Annotated in this window: 16 protein-coding genes and 2 riboswitches; of the genes, 11 read left to right on the forward strand and 5 right to left on the reverse strand. The window is 42.7% G+C overall.

Annotated features, from left to right (window positions below):
- Positions 1-112: 112 nt before the first annotated feature.
- From AC3WTL_RS14510 to AC3WTL_RS14525, 4 genes are all read left to right on the forward strand, one after another.
- Positions 113-1,306 (forward strand): PDZ domain-containing protein, encoded by a 1,194-nt coding sequence (locus AC3WTL_RS14510; RefSeq protein ID WP_492369640.1) that lies wholly within the window; start codon positions 113-115, stop codon positions 1,304-1,306.
- Positions 1,307-1,515: 209 nt separating this feature from the next.
- Entirely contained in the window at positions 1,516-2,991 is a 1,476-nt protein-coding gene (locus AC3WTL_RS14515) for a sugar phosphate nucleotidyltransferase (protein WP_492369641.1), read from the forward strand.
- Positions 2,898-3,611 (forward strand): glycosyltransferase family 2 protein, encoded by a 714-nt coding sequence (locus AC3WTL_RS14520; RefSeq protein ID WP_222498936.1) that lies wholly within the window; start codon positions 2,898-2,900, stop codon positions 3,609-3,611. Before AC3WTL_RS14515 ends, AC3WTL_RS14520 begins: the two co-directional genes overlap by 94 nt.
- A complete protein-coding gene (locus tag AC3WTL_RS14525; RefSeq protein WP_252219852.1) occupies positions 3,608-4,768 on the forward strand; it encodes a glycosyltransferase in 1,161 nt (386 codons plus the stop codon). Before AC3WTL_RS14520 ends, AC3WTL_RS14525 begins: the two co-directional genes overlap by 4 nt.
- Here AC3WTL_RS14525 and AC3WTL_RS14530 read toward each other — a convergent pair.
- The gene (locus AC3WTL_RS14530) at positions 4,761-5,936 is read right to left on the reverse strand and encodes a glycosyltransferase family 4 protein (RefSeq protein ID WP_492369642.1); all 1,176 of its coding nucleotides are present in this window, start codon (positions 5,934-5,936) and stop codon (positions 4,761-4,763) included. The genes AC3WTL_RS14525 and AC3WTL_RS14530 overlap by 8 nt on opposite strands.
- Positions 5,937-5,948: 12 nt before the next feature.
- Positions 5,949-7,052 (reverse strand): glycosyltransferase family 4 protein, encoded by a 1,104-nt coding sequence (locus AC3WTL_RS14535; protein ID WP_492369643.1) that lies wholly within the window; start codon positions 7,050-7,052, stop codon positions 5,949-5,951.
- A 140-nt stretch (positions 7,053-7,192) separates the two neighbouring features.
- Between AC3WTL_RS14535 and AC3WTL_RS14540 the strand changes: the two genes are divergently transcribed.
- A complete protein-coding gene (locus AC3WTL_RS14540; protein WP_248349571.1) occupies positions 7,193-7,744 on the forward strand; it encodes a hypothetical protein in 552 nt (183 codons plus the stop codon).
- Positions 7,745-7,810: 66 nt separating this feature from the next.
- On the opposite strand, the gene AC3WTL_RS14545 is transcribed toward AC3WTL_RS14540, so the two are convergent.
- Positions 7,811-7,981, reverse strand: coding sequence for a hypothetical protein (locus AC3WTL_RS14545; protein ID WP_492369644.1), 171 nt, complete (start codon positions 7,979-7,981; stop codon positions 7,811-7,813).
- Between the two features lie 245 nt (positions 7,982-8,226).
- On the opposite strand from AC3WTL_RS14545, the gene AC3WTL_RS14550 reads away from it, so the two are divergent.
- Both AC3WTL_RS14550 and AC3WTL_RS14555 read left to right on the forward strand, forming a co-directional pair.
- Complete coding sequence (locus AC3WTL_RS14550; protein WP_492369645.1) at positions 8,227-9,330, forward strand: AI-2E family transporter; 1,104 nt, start codon at positions 8,227-8,229, stop codon at positions 9,328-9,330.
- An 88-nt stretch (positions 9,331-9,418) separates the two neighbouring features.
- A complete protein-coding gene (locus tag AC3WTL_RS14555) occupies positions 9,419-10,174 on the forward strand; it encodes an NRDE family protein (protein WP_492369646.1) in 756 nt (251 codons plus the stop codon).
- Positions 10,175-10,205: 31 nt separating this feature from the next.
- On the opposite strand, the gene AC3WTL_RS14560 is transcribed toward AC3WTL_RS14555, so the two are convergent.
- On the reverse strand, positions 10,206-11,621 hold the full coding sequence (locus AC3WTL_RS14560) for a PAS domain S-box protein (RefSeq protein WP_492369647.1): 1,416 nt from the start codon (positions 11,619-11,621) through the stop codon (positions 10,206-10,208).
- A gap of 122 nt (positions 11,622-11,743) precedes the next feature.
- Positions 11,744-13,168 carry a MocR-like pyridoxine biosynthesis transcription factor PdxR gene (gene pdxR / locus AC3WTL_RS14565; RefSeq protein ID WP_492369648.1) on the reverse strand — a complete coding sequence of 475 codons (1,425 nt, stop codon included), beginning with the start codon at positions 13,166-13,168 and terminating at the stop codon, positions 11,744-11,746.
- Between the two features lie 131 nt (positions 13,169-13,299).
- On the opposite strand from pdxR, the gene AC3WTL_RS14570 reads away from it, so the two are divergent.
- From AC3WTL_RS14570 to AC3WTL_RS14585, 4 genes are all read left to right on the forward strand, one after another.
- Positions 13,300-14,214, forward strand: coding sequence for a DMT family transporter (locus AC3WTL_RS14570; RefSeq protein WP_492369649.1), 915 nt, complete (start codon positions 13,300-13,302; stop codon positions 14,212-14,214).
- Between the two features lie 72 nt (positions 14,215-14,286).
- Positions 14,287-14,386, forward strand: a riboswitch (SAM riboswitch).
- A 103-nt stretch (positions 14,387-14,489) separates the two neighbouring features.
- A riboswitch (SAM riboswitch) is annotated at positions 14,490-14,591 on the forward strand.
- Between the two features lie 158 nt (positions 14,592-14,749).
- Positions 14,750-15,781, forward strand: coding sequence for a methionine ABC transporter ATP-binding protein (locus tag AC3WTL_RS14575; protein ID WP_252219837.1), 1,032 nt, complete (start codon positions 14,750-14,752; stop codon positions 15,779-15,781).
- Positions 15,771-16,421, forward strand: a complete 651-nt coding sequence (locus AC3WTL_RS14580) for a methionine ABC transporter permease (RefSeq protein ID WP_035329251.1) — start codon at positions 15,771-15,773, stop codon at positions 16,419-16,421. Before AC3WTL_RS14575 ends, AC3WTL_RS14580 begins: the two co-directional genes overlap by 11 nt.
- 18 nt (positions 16,422-16,439) lie before the next feature.
- Entirely contained in the window at positions 16,440-17,267 is an 828-nt protein-coding gene (locus AC3WTL_RS14585) for a MetQ/NlpA family ABC transporter substrate-binding protein (protein ID WP_222498957.1), read from the forward strand.
- Positions 17,268-17,375: the final 108 nt, after the last annotated feature.

Below are 17,375 nucleotides of genomic sequence, written 5' to 3' on the forward strand. Positions count from 1 at the left end.
AAGCGAGATTGTAATAGGTTTTGCAAGGTGCTTTTGGTAGAATATAGAGTAATAGAGTTTTCTGCTGTTTACATAATTCATGAGAATTTATTAATAGAGGCTGGTGGCAATTTTGATAGAGGAGTGGATTTTTGAGTTTTTAAAAGGAACGGGAAAGCTGCTGTTGAATCCGGTATTTTATTACCTGTTTTTTGTGGCAGCCTTTTTAGGTATTTCCCGTGTAAAGCGAGAGCGAAAGGACTTTTCGGTCCGTGCTGAAAATGCTTATTTTGAGCTGAGGCAGCTTCTTCCGCTGGGGATTCTGGCAGGTCTTGCCGTAAGCGTGGTGATGGTGGGAGCGGGACTTGTCCTGCCAATGGAGACGATTGTGTTTACCGCTGCACTTACATTCCTGTGGAGCTTAACGGCAAAAGTGAGATGGATGGCGCCAGTTTATACGCTGGGCTTCGCCTTTTTCGCCACAATGTTTGCTTTTGAACAGCAGTGGGCTTTGCCGTCATTCGCCCAGTCGGCATCAGATGTTGACTCTTCCATCTTCCCATCCATCGCCGTTCTCCTTGCTCTTCTGGTGATTGCAGAAGGCTTCCTGATTATAAGAAACGGCCGGAAAGGGACATCTCCCAGGCTGGTAAAGAGTAAGCGGGGTCAGACCATCGGCATTCATGAATCCAAAAGAATCTGGATGGTTCCTGTATTTCTGCTGATACCGGGTCAGGCCCTGCAGCTGCCGTTTGAGTGGTGGCCAATGATACCGATTGGCGGTGAAACGTATTCACTCATTCTTGTCCCGTTTTCAATTGGGTTTCATCAGAGAATCCAAGGTACGCTTCCTAAAGAGGCAACAGCCCTGCTTGGACAAAGAATCAGCGTGTTTGGCATACTTTTATTGTTGATTTCAGCTGCAGGCTACTGGTATCCGCTTGCTGCTGTGGGTGCAGCTGCACTGGCGATCATCGGGCGAGAATTCATCTCGCTCCGCCAGAGAATGGCAGAGGATCAGGCGCCGTTTTACTTTTCCAAGCGCAATCAGGGAATCATGGTACTCGGCGTAGTTCCCGATTCACCTGCTGATAAAATGTCTCTTGGAGTGGGAGAGGTTGTTACAAAAGTCAATGGCGTGAAAATCCATGATGAGAAAGGCTTCTACGAGGCCCTGCAAAAGAACGGCGCTCACTGCAAGCTCGAGGTCTTTGATGTGAACGGACAGGTTCGTTTCGTTCAGCGTGCTCTTTATGAAGGTGACCATCATGAACTGGGGCTGCTGTTTGTTCAGGATGAGAAGAAGTGGGATAGTGAAGCGGTATAATTCATTCATATGTATAGGTGTAAAAAAAGGCTTACCGATTGGTGAGCCTTTTTCTTTTTGCGCCAAGGTGCCAGATTCATTGACTGCCGGAGAAACCTGACAAACGGCTTTCTTTCTGCTTTCCTCAAAAGCATCAGTTTAAAAGACCATAGCCGAATACACTCAATCTCATACAATAGTAATAAAGAATCTGCATTGGAAATAGGGAGGTGAATAATCTGAAAATTCTGCTATTATCAGGAGGCATGGGCAAGAGGCTTTGGCCTTTATCCAATTCGGTCCGTTCAAAACAATTCTTAAAGCTTTTGCAAAGGGAACAGGGAGAATATGAATCGATGATTCAACGGGTCTGCCGGCAGCTTGATGACGCCGGACTTCTATCATCAGCATATATTATTACCAGTGAGAGTCAAGTGGATATGATTTATAACCAAATAGACAATCACATCCCCGTTATCTGCGAGCCTATGCAAAGAGGTACATTTCCTTCCATCGCTTTGGCTTGTGCTTATCTCCACTCCAATGATCATATCAGTGATAACGAAACCATTTGTGTCCTTCCAGTGGATTCTTATGTGGATCAGCCATTTTTTGAACAGCTGCAATCTATTCCGGGTATTCTCCAGAAATCGCAGGCTGAACTGGCTCTTATGGGTGCTGTGCCCCAATTTCCGTCAGAGCAGTTTGGATATATCGTACCTAAGCCTGCACAGAAAGAGGAAATGGGTTACCTTACAATCGATCAATTTATAGAAAAACCAAATTCTGACACAGCGAGGCTGCTAATCGAAAGATATGCTCTCTGGAATTGTGGTGTATTTGGTTTTTCCATGAATTTTATGCTTGATTATTTAAAAAATATGGGGTTTCCCACTTCTTACAGCAGGCTGCTGAAAAGTTATGATCATCTGCCTGGAATCAGCTTTGATTATCAGGTTGCCGAGAAAAATAGCAGGTCCATTGTGATACCCTGCACCGGACAATGGAAGGATCTTGGGAGCTGGGAAGCATTAAGCGGCCAGTGGGCAAGTTCAATTTTGGGAAAAGGTTCCCTATCAGAGGATTCCCGAAATACACAGATTGTCAATGAGCTGTCCATTCCGATTCATGCTATTTCTGTCTCTAATAGCATCATTGCTGCCAGTCCGGATGGAATTTTGGTAGCGGATAAGCAAAAGAGCAACTCTATCAAGCAATTAGCGGGAATTGCCCGGCCTATGTGTGAAGAAAAAAGATGGGGGACCTATAAGGTTTTGGAGTTTACCAATACAAACGAAGGAATGCAATCTCTTACTAAGCTGCTCAAAATAAATCCCGGCGAAAATATCAGCTACCAGACTCATCAGTTCAGACAGGAGACTTGGACAGTCATAGCAGGAGAAGGGGAATTTATAATGGACGGCAGGCTTATATTTATAAAAGCTGGGGAGGTCCTTCAAATTCCTGTTGGAACAAGGCATGCAGTAAAGGCTATTACCCCCCTTGATATCATAGAAGTTCAATGGGGTGAAAAGCTGATGGAAGAGGATATTAACCGCATAGCGGATTCCTGGAAGGATATCGTTAAGCATAGTAAAAAGGAGCGGGAAAGATGGTCTCTATCATTTGCTGTACAATGCGCCAGAACTATATGGAAAACGTGTTTGAAAACTATGAAAACCAGGTTTGGAAGGAAAAAGAATTAATCATTATATTAAATAATGATGAGATGAATCTATCATCATGGCAAAAGCGGGCTCAACAGTATCCCAATGTATCTGTTTTTCAATTACCTGAAGAAATTACACTCGGAGAATGCATAAATTTTGCTGTTCAGAAATCACGGTATGATTTAATCGCGAAATTTGATGATGACGATTTTTATGCTCCATATTATCTGACTCAGTCTATCCTTGCTCTGAAAAAATCATCTGCAGATCTTGTGGGCAAAAGAACCGTGTATATGTACTTTCAAGAAGAGGAGATGCTTGCAATCCATAAGCCGGGAAAGGAAAATCAGTACGTCAGAATCGGGATAAAGGGGGCTACAATGGTATTCAGGAAGGAAATTATGAATATCGTCCAATTTCCCAAAAGGAATCTGGGGGAAGATACCTTCTTCTTAAAGCTTTGCAGCAAACAGAACTTAAAAATTTACTCGGGTGATAAAAACAATTATGCATGTATAAGGATCTCTCAGCCAGGACACCATACCTGGGCTGCAAATAACGCCAAGCTTCTAAAAAAGTCTGTTCCGGTCAGCAGAACGACCGACTTTAACCTGGTACAGCAAATTATCAGCGATGATTGGGAGGGGGAGATGTGACTGATTATCAAGTCATTTGGAAAGGCCCGGTTCTTGATGCGAGCGGATACGGAATTGCAAGCAGAGAATATGTTCTGGCCTTGGACCGCCTAGGTGTTGTTCTAAAGGTCCAGCCATATACATGGAATTTTCCCTATGAGTTTAACGATCAAAACAAGAAAGAGAGACTATTGCAATTAATAAACAGCCCATACAAAGAAAACAGACAAAAAATTCTAATCTATCATTGTCCGCCTGGGAATATTAAAGATATTGAAAATGATAGAAAAATATATGAGCGGATTCTATTAAATACAGTGTGGGAAACAGCAGGGATTCCAGGTTCCTGGCTGCCTGTTATAAATGCATGTGATGGGATATGCGTCCCATGCTCTCAGAATGTAGATGGCCTGAAAAAAAGCGGTGTGAAAACTCCTGCGTTTCTGGTTCCACATGGAGCAGACACACAAACATTTAAACCTGAAAATAAAAAGTTTACATTTAAAGAAGCAAAGAATAAATTTGTTTTTGTTTCAATCTTTGATTTTCAGCATAGGAAGAATCCTGAAACCTTGTTAAAAGCATATTGGAGTGAGTTCACTCCGAGGGACAATGTGTTAATGATTATTAAAACCTATGGGAGCAGCCGCAGGAAAATAGTAAACTCTATTTCCAATTATAAAAGGAGGCTTGGCTTTACTGGCGGAACAGCCCCTTTGTGTGTATTAACCGGCATTCTGCCGGAAGAACAGCTTAAAGGCTTATATACGCTGGGCAATGCCTTTATTCTTCCCACAAGAGGGGAAGGGGTAGGTTTGCCGTATATGGAAGCTTTATCAAGTGGAATACCCGTCATTGCTACAGGATGGGGCGGACAAATGGATTTTTTAAATGAACAAAATTCCTTCCTAATTGACTACAAGCTCGAGGATCCAAGGAAAAGCATGTACAGCGGCAGTGCCATATCAAGGCAATATCACCGTTTATTTGGGCAGGGTGACCAGCTTTGGGCTGAAGCTGATTTCGATGATACAAAAAGACAGATGAGATTAGCTTATGAGAACCCGCTTCTATGTAAACAGAAGGGGAATAAAGGGAGGCTGGATATGCTGAACCTTACGTGGGATAAGGCTGGAAACTCAATGAAAAGAGCTATAGAAGAGACTCTTCTTAAGTAGAAAGTGTCTCTTCTATAGCATCGTAGATGTTCCCCGCTATGCTTTTCCATGAAAAACGGCTGTTGATAGATTTCTGCCCGTTTGCCGCCACCACGTTCAATAGTTCGTGCCTGCCGGCAAACTTATTTAATATATCCGCAAAGTCTTCATGCTCTGCATGGATATAATGTTTTTGATCAACGAGCTCTAATCCCCGTACACCACATACCGTGGAAAATAGGGGAATTCCTGCAGATAGAAATTCAAGTGTTTTTATATTCACTCCTGAACCAGCTATAACTGGGTTAATGGCGATATCTGCTTCAGTAAATAATGATAATTTTTGTTTGTGCCGAACAGAGCCCAATAATTTCACATTCCCTTTCCTGTGCTTTCGAAAAGGACTGCAGCATCCTCCTGCAATGATAAAATCCAAATTCGGGCACTTGTCGGCAAGCTGGTCAATGATAAACTTCACTGCCTGAATATTGGGTGGATAATGGGCACCGATAAACAAAGCTTTTGGCCTTCCGGCAGCCTTCTTTCTGCGTGGGAGCCATTCATCCGTATTAATTCCGTTAGGAGCAAGCTTTACTTTTTGAGAATCCAGTCCATAAGAATGAATAAATTCCTCTCTCTGCTCCCCGGAGGTAGCAAAAATCAAATCAGCATATGAAGTTAATCGCTGTTCTGCTTCATAAAGCCTGGAAAGGTATTCTCTTGCCTTTTCATCCTTCCAGATTTGCTTTGCCAATGCGTATTCATGGTTATGGCTATTAAAAATTCTTGGCTTATTATCTTGGTTAAAATATATATCATAATCCAGTAAGTAGGGGGATTCATGAATGATGATATCACTTGAGTGATAAAGCTTTTTAAAATACTTTTTGTACAAAGCGGGATGATTGGCAAGCTCCAAACACATAATTAAAGGAAGTTCATAGGAACGTGCTGCAACATGGAGCTCCTGCCTTATTTTCAGATAGAGAGGATCTCTTTCTGCTAAGTACTCCCGAAAACTTTGGGAGTATTCAATAACGCTGCCTTTATTATTGTTCGATTGGGATAATAAAGTAATATCATAATAATGGCTTAATTTGTGATATATATGAAAATACCTCAATGTGCCTCCACTTGCAGGCGGAAAAACCGTTGGGAAAATATTAAGGACAAGTAATTTTCTCTTCATTCTCTTCTCCTCTCAACGTTTCTCGATCACACTTCGAAAAACGTGCAGCGTTTCTTCGGCAGTCTTTTTCCAGGAAAATTGCTGTGATCGAAGGCGGCCTTCTTCCCTAAGCCTTTCTCTTATTAAGGGATTTAACATTTCTTTCATTTTCAACGCCATTTCCTCGGGGCTTTCCGGGTTAAAATAAAGAGCTGCATCGCCTGCGATTTCCGGTATGCTCCCCCTGTTTGAACAAACGATCGGCCTTTGGGCCTTAAGTGCTTCCACCAGGGGAATGCCAAAACCTTCATATAAGGAAGGGAAGACTAAAAAGCTGGAATTCCAGTAAAGAGAAGGCATTTCATCCGGCTTTATATACCCTAAAACCCGGATTTGATTTTCTAATGAGTGTTCTTTTATAAACAGCAATACAGACCGATAAATTCCACTTTTCTTATCTGCATAACCAGTCAGGACAACTGGTAATAGAGTTTTGTATTTTTCCCTTAATATAAGAATGGCTTTAAGGAGATTTTGATGGTTTTTGTGCGGATTAAAACTGGAAGGATAGATGGCATATGTTTCGGGCAGCTGATATTTTTGTTTCACCTTTTTTCTTATCACATCTGCAGGAACTTTATCAAATATAGCTGGTGCACTGGGGTGAATGGCATGAATCTTCTCTTTTGGGATAGAGAGCTGATTAGCAATGGCATTCCTGGAAAAGGCCGAGACTGTAATCACTTTTTTAAAAGACGGAGCAAATTGATGATAGTACCGGTTATTTTCTTCTAGTCCTCCCTGTACAAAATCGGGATATGCTGTATGAAGAACATCATGAATCGTTACAATGCAGGGAACACGAATATTTGGAATATACGATTTGTGCACCGGACAAAACCAGAGGTCCAACTGGCATTGCCGGATGGATTCATGAATTTGAGCCGGGTCTCTTACCGTTCGGATTTGAATTTTTTCATGTGGGGGAAAAATGTTCTTCATCTTCTTACTGAGAAAAAGGAATAAGGTAAGGTTTTCTCCGCTGTCAGCAAGATGGGCAATCAAATTTTTTATATACTGTTCTACACCTCCAAAACGCTCTTGTGTGAGAGTGAGCAGATTAATTCCGATCTTCATTCTTCAGCCTCCTTAGAAGAAAAATGGCCTTTTTATTGATAATTTATACTATTCGCCTACTCCATTTGCCATCACATTGAATTTAATAATAAAAAGGAGAATAACGCTTTCCACTCAAAAAATAGTAAAGGAGTTTAATTATGTTAAATAATTACAAAGAAAGGCACCAGCAAGCGGATAAGGCAGTCATAACAACGGGCCCGTTTCTTGTACCATTGGAAACCGATTGTGAATATCAGGTTGGAAGAGAGAATGAGAGGATTATTATAATCATCAGCAACCCAACAGGCAGGAAGCTGAAGGCATCTGTAAAACTGGGAGTATGTGTCCAGCCCTACACACCTGCGCTAAAAAAGAATGGAATCTGTGTAATCAAAAACCTGCCGGAAAAAGAATTTAATTTGGGGACATTTGAGTTAAAGCCCCATACATGCACCAGAATAGAAAGCGATATTCCAGAAGTGTGCAGCTTGGGAAGCAATGAAGGAAATGCGGTGGTTCGTATTGTAGCAAAGGGGGATTTTCTATTATGCGGCCATGATTGTAAACCGGCATGCGGTCTTCTCGAAATATCCGTTGTGGGCGGAAGCATCTATAATCCCGGCGTGCCGGGGCTTGAGCAGGCGGATCCGGTCACATTATTCCGGTATCATGATTTTGTAGTGTGTGAAGGTGAGGATTGCTGGTGTTAAGAAGTTTTATTAATTTATGGCAAAGAATAGAGAGCTGCTGAGCGGCTCTTTTAATTTCGGGCTCTGTTAAACTTTTTTATGAATAGCTCGCTCAGCAGTTATGAGAATGTCTATAACTGCACTCTGGATGAGAAGAATATCACTAAGAATTTGATTTTTTATTCTTGAATTATTACAGCGCTGCATTTCAACTGTCAGCAGATTGAGTTCTTTCTTAAAAATGTCTAATGTGGTCATATGTCTTGTTCACTCCTGGAATTTATATAGTTCTTTATACCCTGTTTCATGTGAGTTATAAACCAAAAAGTGTTATTTTTGTAAGTGATATTCCCTGATGTGGAAATTTGTGAGTCCAAAAGAAATTTCTCATCTTTTCCGAAACCTTTTCCATCCCTATTCGTAAAAGAAGTAGCATCTTCGTAGGAGCAAACACGCGAATATGGTATCCTTTAGTTAATCCATCCAAAGAAAAAGGTGACATTGTGGCAAAGAAAAAATTGCAGTACTGGACTTTGCAATTGCTGATTATCTTAACCATTATCTATGTATCAACAAAAATTTCTTTTCTGTTTGAACCGGTTGGTATCTTTGTATCTACTCTCTTTTTCCCAATCATTATATCAGGGTTTCTGTATTTCCTATTGAATCCGCTGGTCAGATTGCTGCAGCGCTATAAGGTGCCAAGAACGGCAGCTATTTTAACCATTTATGCAGCTGTTGTCGGTTTAGTGATGCTGGTAATTGGTAACATTGCCCCGCTTATCAGCAGACAGGTTACTGAATTATTCAATGATCTTCCGGAATACGCGAAAACGACAAGAGACTTTGTCACTTCAATGTCTAACACTGAAGAGTTTAAATGGTTTTTGACGCAGGACTACATATTGCTTGAAGAAATTGAAGCCCGCATTATGGAATATGCCAATACCCTCCCAAGCCGTGTGACGCAGGGGGTAGCAGGAATTGTCAGCCTGGTCACCAATATTGCGATTACGATTGTAACGGTGCCATTCCTGTTGTTTTATATGTTCAAAGATGGCGATAAGTTTCCTGCCGCCGTTTCAAAGTTTCTTCCTGTTGCTTACAGGGAAGAAGGGGTTAAAACCCTTAAGGAAACAGGCGAAACCCTTTCTTCTTACATTCAGGGGCAGATTACTGTTGCGCTGTTTGTAGGGACACTATCATTTATCGGTTATTTAATCATCGATCTGCCTTATGCGCTGGTTATGGCGCTGATTGTGGCCATCACGAATATCATTCCTTATGTCGGACCATTTCTTGGCGGTGCCCCGGCCGTAATCGTCGCACTTTTTGACTCTCCGACTAAGGCCCTTCTGGTTGTCGTGGTCATCGTGATTGCCCAGCAGGTTGAAGGGAACGTGCTGTCACCGCTGATTCTCGGCAAAACCTTAAACACACATCCGGCCACCATCATTATCCTATTGCTGGTTGCAGGCAACCTTGCCGGAATTCTTGGTATGATCCTGGCGATTCCTACCTATGCTGTGACTAAAACGATTGTTTTAAATACAATACGGTTTTTAAGGGCGAGGAAAGCAGCCCGGCTCGAGGAGACGGTTACGTGAAGATGGGGAAGCTCCTTTGCAGAAAGGGGCTTTTTGCTGTATTTGCATGTAAAGTTATAATGAAAATAAAACGAAAGCAGTGATCCCCATGTGTCTAATCCTTTTCGCATACAAAGCCCATCCGAAATATAAGCTGATTGTTGCAGCCAATCGCGACGAATTTTACGAGCGTCCGACTGCACCTGCACATTTTTGGGAGGACCATCCCCACATTCTCGCCGGACGTGATTTGAGGAAGATGGGAACGTGGATGGGTGTCACTAAGAATGGCAGATTTGCAGCTCTGACAAATTACCGTGATCCAAATGAAGTGACAGAAGGCAAGAGGTCAAGAGGGGATCTGGTGGGGGACTTTTTGATAGGCAGTGCTTCGCCTGCTGACTTTATGAACAGAGCATCTGAACATCGCAGCAGCTATCCCGGCTACAATCTGCTGACGGGAAACTTGGAGGAACTCTTTTATTATTCAAACGTGGAGGATAGGGTAGAGCTACTTCAGCCGGGGATATACGGGGTCAGCAATCATGTGCTCGATACCGAATGGCCAAAGGTAAAAAAAGGGAAGGAGGGCTTATCTGCTCTCATAGATAATGCAGAGGGAAACTTAACAGAAACCCTGTTCACACTTCTCCGGAATGCAGATTCTGCCCCGGATGAGCTGCTTCCGAAAACAGGAGTTTCACTTGAATGGGAACGAATGCTGTCTCCATTATTTATCAAAAGCGATGGCTACGGAACCAGGAGTTCAACTGTGCTGCTGATGTCAAAGGACGAGATTTTTTACAAGGAAAGGATACATATTGGGGATGAGAGGCAGGAACAGGAGTTCATCCTTCAAAAATAAGAAGCCAGCTCAGTCATCTGGCTTCTTTTATTCAGGCAAGCGGCAGTGTAATCCGGACCGTTGTGCCTTCATTTTCCCTGCTGTGGATGTATAGGTTTCCGCCGTGGTTTTTAATGATTTTTTTGCAGATCATGATGCCAAGGCCTGTCCCTTTTTCTTTTGTGCTGTAAAACGGCTCTCCCAGTTTGTCGAGGCGTTCTTCCGGTATGCCGATTCCTTCATCCTCGACAGTTATGATGACAGAATGGTCCTCCTGGCGGATATCGACGTTTATTTTGCCGCCCATTGGCATAGCTTCCATTGAGTTTTTAATGATGTTTATCAGCACCTGTTTAATTTTATCTTTTTCACAATTCACAAAGAATTCGCCGGGTGACTGAGTTAATTCGATCAGAATATTTTCCATGACTGCCTGGCTGTTTAAAAGAGTAATCACACTCTTTACTACGTTTGTCAGGCAGGTTTCTTCCATTTCGGTTATTTGAGGTTTGGCAAGAACGAGCAGGTCATTGACAATCCCTTCAATCCGTTCCAGCTCATTTAGAATAACCTCTGCGAAATTGTCCTTATGTTCTTCGTATAATAACTGTGTAAAGCCTTTTATGGCTGTAAGCGGGTTGCGGATTTCATGGGCAATGCCTGCCGCAAGCTGGCCGACCACGGAAAGTTTTTCAGCATTCTGCAGCTTTTCTTCAGTCTTCTTTTGTCCGGTTACATCTTTGATAATGATCTGGTAGACCTTTCTGTTCTTGAAAGTGGTTGGAATCAGCTGGACTTCGGCTTTTCTTAATTGTCCGTCAGTCCGGATCAGATTAAGCTCAAAATTCACGCTCAGCTTTGTTTGCAGAAAATCATCGAGGGTGGAATGATCTGAAGGAGGAGTGTAGTCGTGGAGGGAGGTGCCGATCATCTCTTTGATGCTCGTATACCCGAAGAGCTTCTTCCCTTCATTGTTGATATAGGTCCAAATCCCCTTTTGAGTCACCATTCCGATCGTATCCTTGGAGTACTCCACCAGAAAACGGTACTTCTCCTGTGTTTCAAGAATTTCCTCTTCCATGATAATTCTCTGTGTCATATCCCGGATAATGCAAATCATTTCTTTTTCGTCATTAATGACTGAAAAATTGGCTTCCAGCCACAAATAATGTCCTTCCTTATGCCTGAAACGAAAAGTCTCCCGATTATGCGGAAGCTGTTCGAGCTCGGCCAGTGCATCTCTTAGAAGATCCCGGTCATTTGGATGGCAGTATGAGTAAAGGCTGCTCCGGTAAAAATCCTGCGGTGAATACCCCAGTGTGGGCAGGCAGGAAGGGGAGACATATAAAGCAATGCCTTCTTTTGTCACTCTTGCAATTACGTCGCTGGAATGCTGAATGGCCAGCTGCATATTCCTCGCTTCGACTTTGTCCGCGAATAAATCTGCCGGATTCTCGGTCCTAATCATTTTGTCCCTCCTTTTTTGAAAAATGACACTTTTCCATCATTATACAATACATGTTTAGATTGACATATAGGATAAATTTCACTCTATGCCAATCGAAAAGGATACCTCGTTAGGTACTATAATCACAGGAGCTTTTTTATTTCCTCTCCAAGGATGAATATCCCTTCCTCCAGTTCCCCCAGCGGGGCATAAGCATACGAAATCCGTATATAATGATTCGGTCCGTCACTGTATATGCTGCCTGGATTCATCAGCAGCTTTCTTGAAATAGCCTGCCGATAGAGACTTCGAATTGGAATATTGGACGGTACTTTCAGCCATATAAAAAAGCCTCCTTCTGGGTAATTCCATTCTGCTATCCCGGACAAGTGAGCATCTAATGCATTCAGGGCAGTATTACGACGAATTCTTAACTTCTCACGTACATTTTCCATATGCTTTTGATAGAGGCCGGTGGACAGCCATTTTTCAGCTACCCTTTGTGAAAGTGAACTTGAACCATAGTCAGTCTGCATTTTAAGATCGGCAAGCCGGTCGATAACAGGTTCAGGTGCTGCTACCCAGCCTATTCGAAGTCCGGGGCTCAATGTTTTTGACAAGCTTCCCATATAAAGGACCTGGCCGTTTTTGTCCATTGCTTTTAATGGCGGCGGAGGCTTTTCATCAAGCCATAGCTCACGGTAAATATCATCTTCCACAATTGGCAGCTGTTCTATTCTGCACGCATCAAGCAGTTCCCTCCTTCTTTTTTCTGTCATTAAAATTCCAGTAGGATTATGATAGGAAGGAATCGTGTATAAAATGGATTTCCCTTTTTCGTATTTCTTCAAAGAGATGCTTTTCGTGATAATTCCCTCCTTATCCATTGGCAATCCTTTTAAATTCATGCCAGAAGACCGGAAAAGCTGTAAAGAATATAGGTAAGAGGGCTTTTCCAGAAATACGGGTGCCCCTCTTTGCACAAGTCCGAGTGAAACAAGCTGCAGTGCCTGCAGCCCTCCCGAAACAATAAGTATCGAGGAAGGAGAAGTGAAGATTCCGGATGCTGCCAAATACTCACTGACTGCCTGTCTTAATGGCAAAAACCCTTTTGGTTCCTCATAACCGAGTTCACTCAATTCATCAGCAGCTTCCTTTAGAACTTTCTGCATTGTTTGTACAGGGAAAATTTCTGGGGAAAGCTCTCCTTTGCTGAGCTGTATAAAAGCGGGGTCATTTTCTAAGTCATTAATTTCCTGAACAATTTTTTCGCTGGCTCTGTGTATCCCTGTATCGATATACTCACTCCAGCTGGCAGACTGCCTTGAAGCGAGCAGAGTCCATGTATTATTAATAACCTTAGTGCCAACCCCTGTTTTCCCCTCTAGTAATCCATCTGCTGCAAGTTCTTCCAGAGCAGTGATAATGGTGCTTCGGTTTACTCCAAACTCTTCAGCCAGTTTCCGCTGGCTTGGAATTTTACTTCCGATTGGCCATTCTCCTTTGGATATCTTTCCTTTAATCGTTTCCATAACTTGCTGATATTTTGGCAATTGTGCTTTATCCATCCATATAACCGCCTTTATGAAAATTGGCTGGCAAAATTCTTTTCTAATTGGTTGAGGACATTGTATCAGTTATTGATTATCCTGAAAAGCAGCACTGATAATGGCTGGAAATGCTGATAAGGGGGATGAAGATGGCAAATAAAAAATTTATGATTATCGGGGCGCATAGTTCTATTATCATTCTCTGGGCATCCGCATTCCCGGGAATCCGGGCTGGGCTTGAATCGTACTCCCCGGAACACCTTGCCCTTTTCAGGCTATTAATTGGCTCTATTGCACTTGGTGTCTTCGCACTGGTAAAGAAGGTGCGCCTCCCGGATATAAGGGATCTTCCTGCTATTTTTATGCTGGGATTCCTTGGTTTTACGGTTTATCATACAGCACTGAATATGGGAGAAAAAACAGTAAGCGCCGGACCGGCAAGCTTGATTGTCTCAATGACTCCAATCTTTTCGGCTGCTTTGGCTGCTTTATTTTTAAGGGAAAGGTTTGGAAGAGCAAGGTGGACTGGTTCCGCTGTCAGTTTTGCGGGTGCCGCACTAATATCGCTTGGTACAGGAGGCGGGTTTGTGATCCAAACCGGTATTTTATTCGTCCTCCTTGCTTCCATTTCAGAAAGCATCTATTTCGTATTTCAGACTAAATATTTTAATAAATACGGATTTTTGTCATTTACATTGTATACGGTATGGGCAGGGACTGCTTTAATGCTGGTTTATCTTCCCGGGCTCGGAAATGAGATCTTTCATGCTTCGGCCGAATCCACTTTAAGTGTCCTCTATTTGGGGATTTTTCCGACGGTAATTCCATATATTGCCCTGGCTTTTCTTGCATCCATAGGGGGGGCGTCTGAAGCGGTGAGCTCTCTATATCTGACTCCAGTAATGGCGTTTGTCATTGCGTGGATTTGGCTGGGGGAGGTGCCAGCTATGTTATCCATTGTGGGTGGGATGATCGCTCTAGCGGGTGTGGTGATTATTCACCGAAAAGATAGCTCTAAAGAAGTTACTGAAATTTATGAAAATGAATCAAGTGAAAATATTTGAAAAATATGATTGACATCCTTTTCTTTAAGATGGTAAAGTAATAAACATATTAACAACCGCATAGTAAAAATCTTCTTATCAAGAGAGGTTGAGGGACTGGCCCTATGACACCTCGGCAGCGGACAAAAGTGTACCGTGCCAAATCCAGCAAGCATTGCTTGAAAGATAAGAAGAGGACCATTGATAAATGCTGCCCTCTTCTTTCTTTAGAAGAGGGTTTTTGTTTTATGCGGAAAAATACTACATCAAGATTCTATTCATAAACATATGAATAATTCTTATCGAGAGAAGCAGAGGGACCTGGCCCAATGAAGCTTCGGCAGCAGGCAGACTGCACTGTGCCAAATCCAGCAGGCGAATAGCCTGGAAGATAAGGAGAGGATTTCAAAAAACCTCTTCTGGCGGAAGGGGTAAATTTCAGGATATAATTCTTAGTTTTCGCATAGGAATAATTAGATAACAAAAGGTGACAGGCACCTATACCAGTTCATTTAAGTGGTATTGGTACCTGACACCATCAAAGGAGAGATGCTGCATGATAGAGTTTCAGAATTTAAAGAAGGTCTATGAAAGCGGAGGTCAGCAGGTAGCTGCTCTGGATGGAATAGATTTAAAGATTAATAAGGGTGAAATTTTCGGGGTGATCGGCTTCAGCGGTGCGGGAAAGAGTTCTTTGATCCGCTGTGTCAATTGGCTGGAGAAGCCGACTTCAGGAAAGGTCATTGTCAGCGGACATGATCTGACGGCTTTATCTGTAAGAGAAATTCGTGAAGTGAAAAGAAACATCGGGATGGTTTTTCAGCATTTTAACCTTTTAAACTCCAAAACCGTGTTTGCCAATGTGGCGATGCCGCTCACACTGGCTAAGATCCCTAAAGATAAAATCAAAAAGCGTGTCCATGAACTATTAGAATTCGTGGGGCTTGCCGACAAGGCGAACAGTTATCCCGATCAGCTGTCAGGCGGGCAAAAGCAGCGGATCGGAATCGCCAGGGCGCTGGCAACCCAGCCTTCCATTCTATTATGTGATGAAGCTACTTCAGCTCTGGATCCGCAGACTACCAGCTCGATCCTGCAGCTGCTGAAAAAAATAAATAAAGAATACAACATTACCATTCTGATCATTACCCATGAAATGTCTGTAATCAGGGAAATCTGTGACCGTGTCGCTGTCATCGAAGCAGGAAAAATTATTGAAGAAGGAACCGTCTTCAATGTCTTTTCTTCACCAAAAACACAAACAGCGAAAAACTTTGTCAGCACGGTTATGAATGATCAAATACCTGACTCCATTAAGCAAGTAATTGAAAAACAGCAGGGGCTTCAAAAGGTATTCAGAATCAACTTTGTCGGAAACTCTGCCGGGCAGCCGCTGCTTTCTCAGGTCGCCAAAAAGTTTAATATCGACTTCAACGTCCTGTTTGGAAATATTACTGAATTACAGGGAACACCATTTGGCAACCTGATTGTCGAATTCCAGGGTCCGGACAGTGAAATCAGGCGTGCTATTCAGTACATCAGCCAGGAAAAAGTTTCAATAAAGGAAGTGACATCACGTGCTAGTTAACCAGGAAAAAATCATCGAAGCCTTAATCGAAACGGTCCAAATGGTGGCATTCTCATTGCTGTTTTCAGCTCTTATCGGACTGCCGCTTGGGATTTTGCTTGTTGTGACAAGGAAAGGGCATCTGCTGGAAAACACCGTTGTTTTTAACATCATAAACAGCATTATTAATATTTTCAGATCAGTCCCATTCATCATTTTAATGGTAGCGATCATCCCAATCACCAGAATGATTGTCGGAACATCGATTGGAACTGCTGCAGCCGTAGTGCCGCTCGTCTTTTATGCAGGACCATACATTGCGAGATTAATAGAAAATTCATTGCTTGAGGTTGATCCGGGAGTCATTGAAGCGGCAGAAGCAATGGGAGCGACACCGGGACAGATTATCCTTAAATTCCTGATTCCGGAAGCACTCAGTTCGCTGGTATTAGGCTTCACTATTGCGACAATTGGTCTGGTCGGAGCATCAGCCATGGCCGGGGCAGTCGGAGGCGGCGGCCTTGGTGACCTTGCCATTACATACGGCTATCAGCGATTCGATACAACCGTCATGCTGATTACCGTTGCAATCTTAGTGGTCATGGTTCAAGGCCTGCAGTCATTCGGAAATATTTTATCCAAAAAAATCAGAAGAAGATAACTTAGGAGGAAACACATCATGAAAAAACTATTTTTATCATTCATTATTTTAGCATTGGCTGTGTTCACTGCGGCATGCTCAAGCACAACTGGCGGAGAAGAAACTAAGAAGGTTAAATTGGGTGTCAGCGGATCAGATACACGCATCTGGGACTTTATTGCAGAAAAAGCTGAAAAGGAAGGCATTGAAATTGAGGTTGTTACATTCTCTGATTATGTACAGCCAAACGTTGCCCTTGCAGAAGGTGATCTTGATGTAAATGCATTCCAGACAGTCGCTTATTTCGACACTTTTATTAAAGAGCATAATATGGATCTTACACCGATTGCGACAACTGTTTTAGCACCAATGGGTCTTTATTCTGAGAAAGTAAAATCTGTAGAAGACATTCCGGAAGGCGGCAAGATCGCCATTCCAAATGATGCTTCTAATGGCGGAAGAGCCCTTCTTTTACTGGAGGAAGCCGGCCTGATCAAATTATCCGAGGACTATGACGGAAATCTGGACTTAAATAAAATCGTTGAAAACAAGAAGAACCTTGAATTTGTAGAAATGGTATCAGCGCAGACGCCGCGTGCCCTTCCAGATGTCTCTGCATCTGTAATCAATAACGGAATTGCTGTAGATGCAGGCTTTAACCCAACTAAGGATTCAGTTTTTATTGAAAGCGAAACCGCTACTCCGTATGTAAATATCATTGCTGTCCGAACAGAAGACAAAGATAACAAAACGCTTAAGAGAATTGCAGAACTTTACCAGGAAGATGATGTAGCTGATTTCATCACGAAAGAATATGACGGAAGCATGATCCCGACTTTCATTCCATTAAGTGATATTGGCTGGTAATTAATTTATCGCAGTCTAACGCGCAGTAAGACCCACTTCAAGACTCAGAGGAATCAAAGGAGGATAAGTGGGGGTCAAACTGCCCAATCTAGCTGCGGCTCCTAGGGG

This window comes from Cytobacillus sp. EB106-05-05-XG126 (assembly GCF_058791715.1).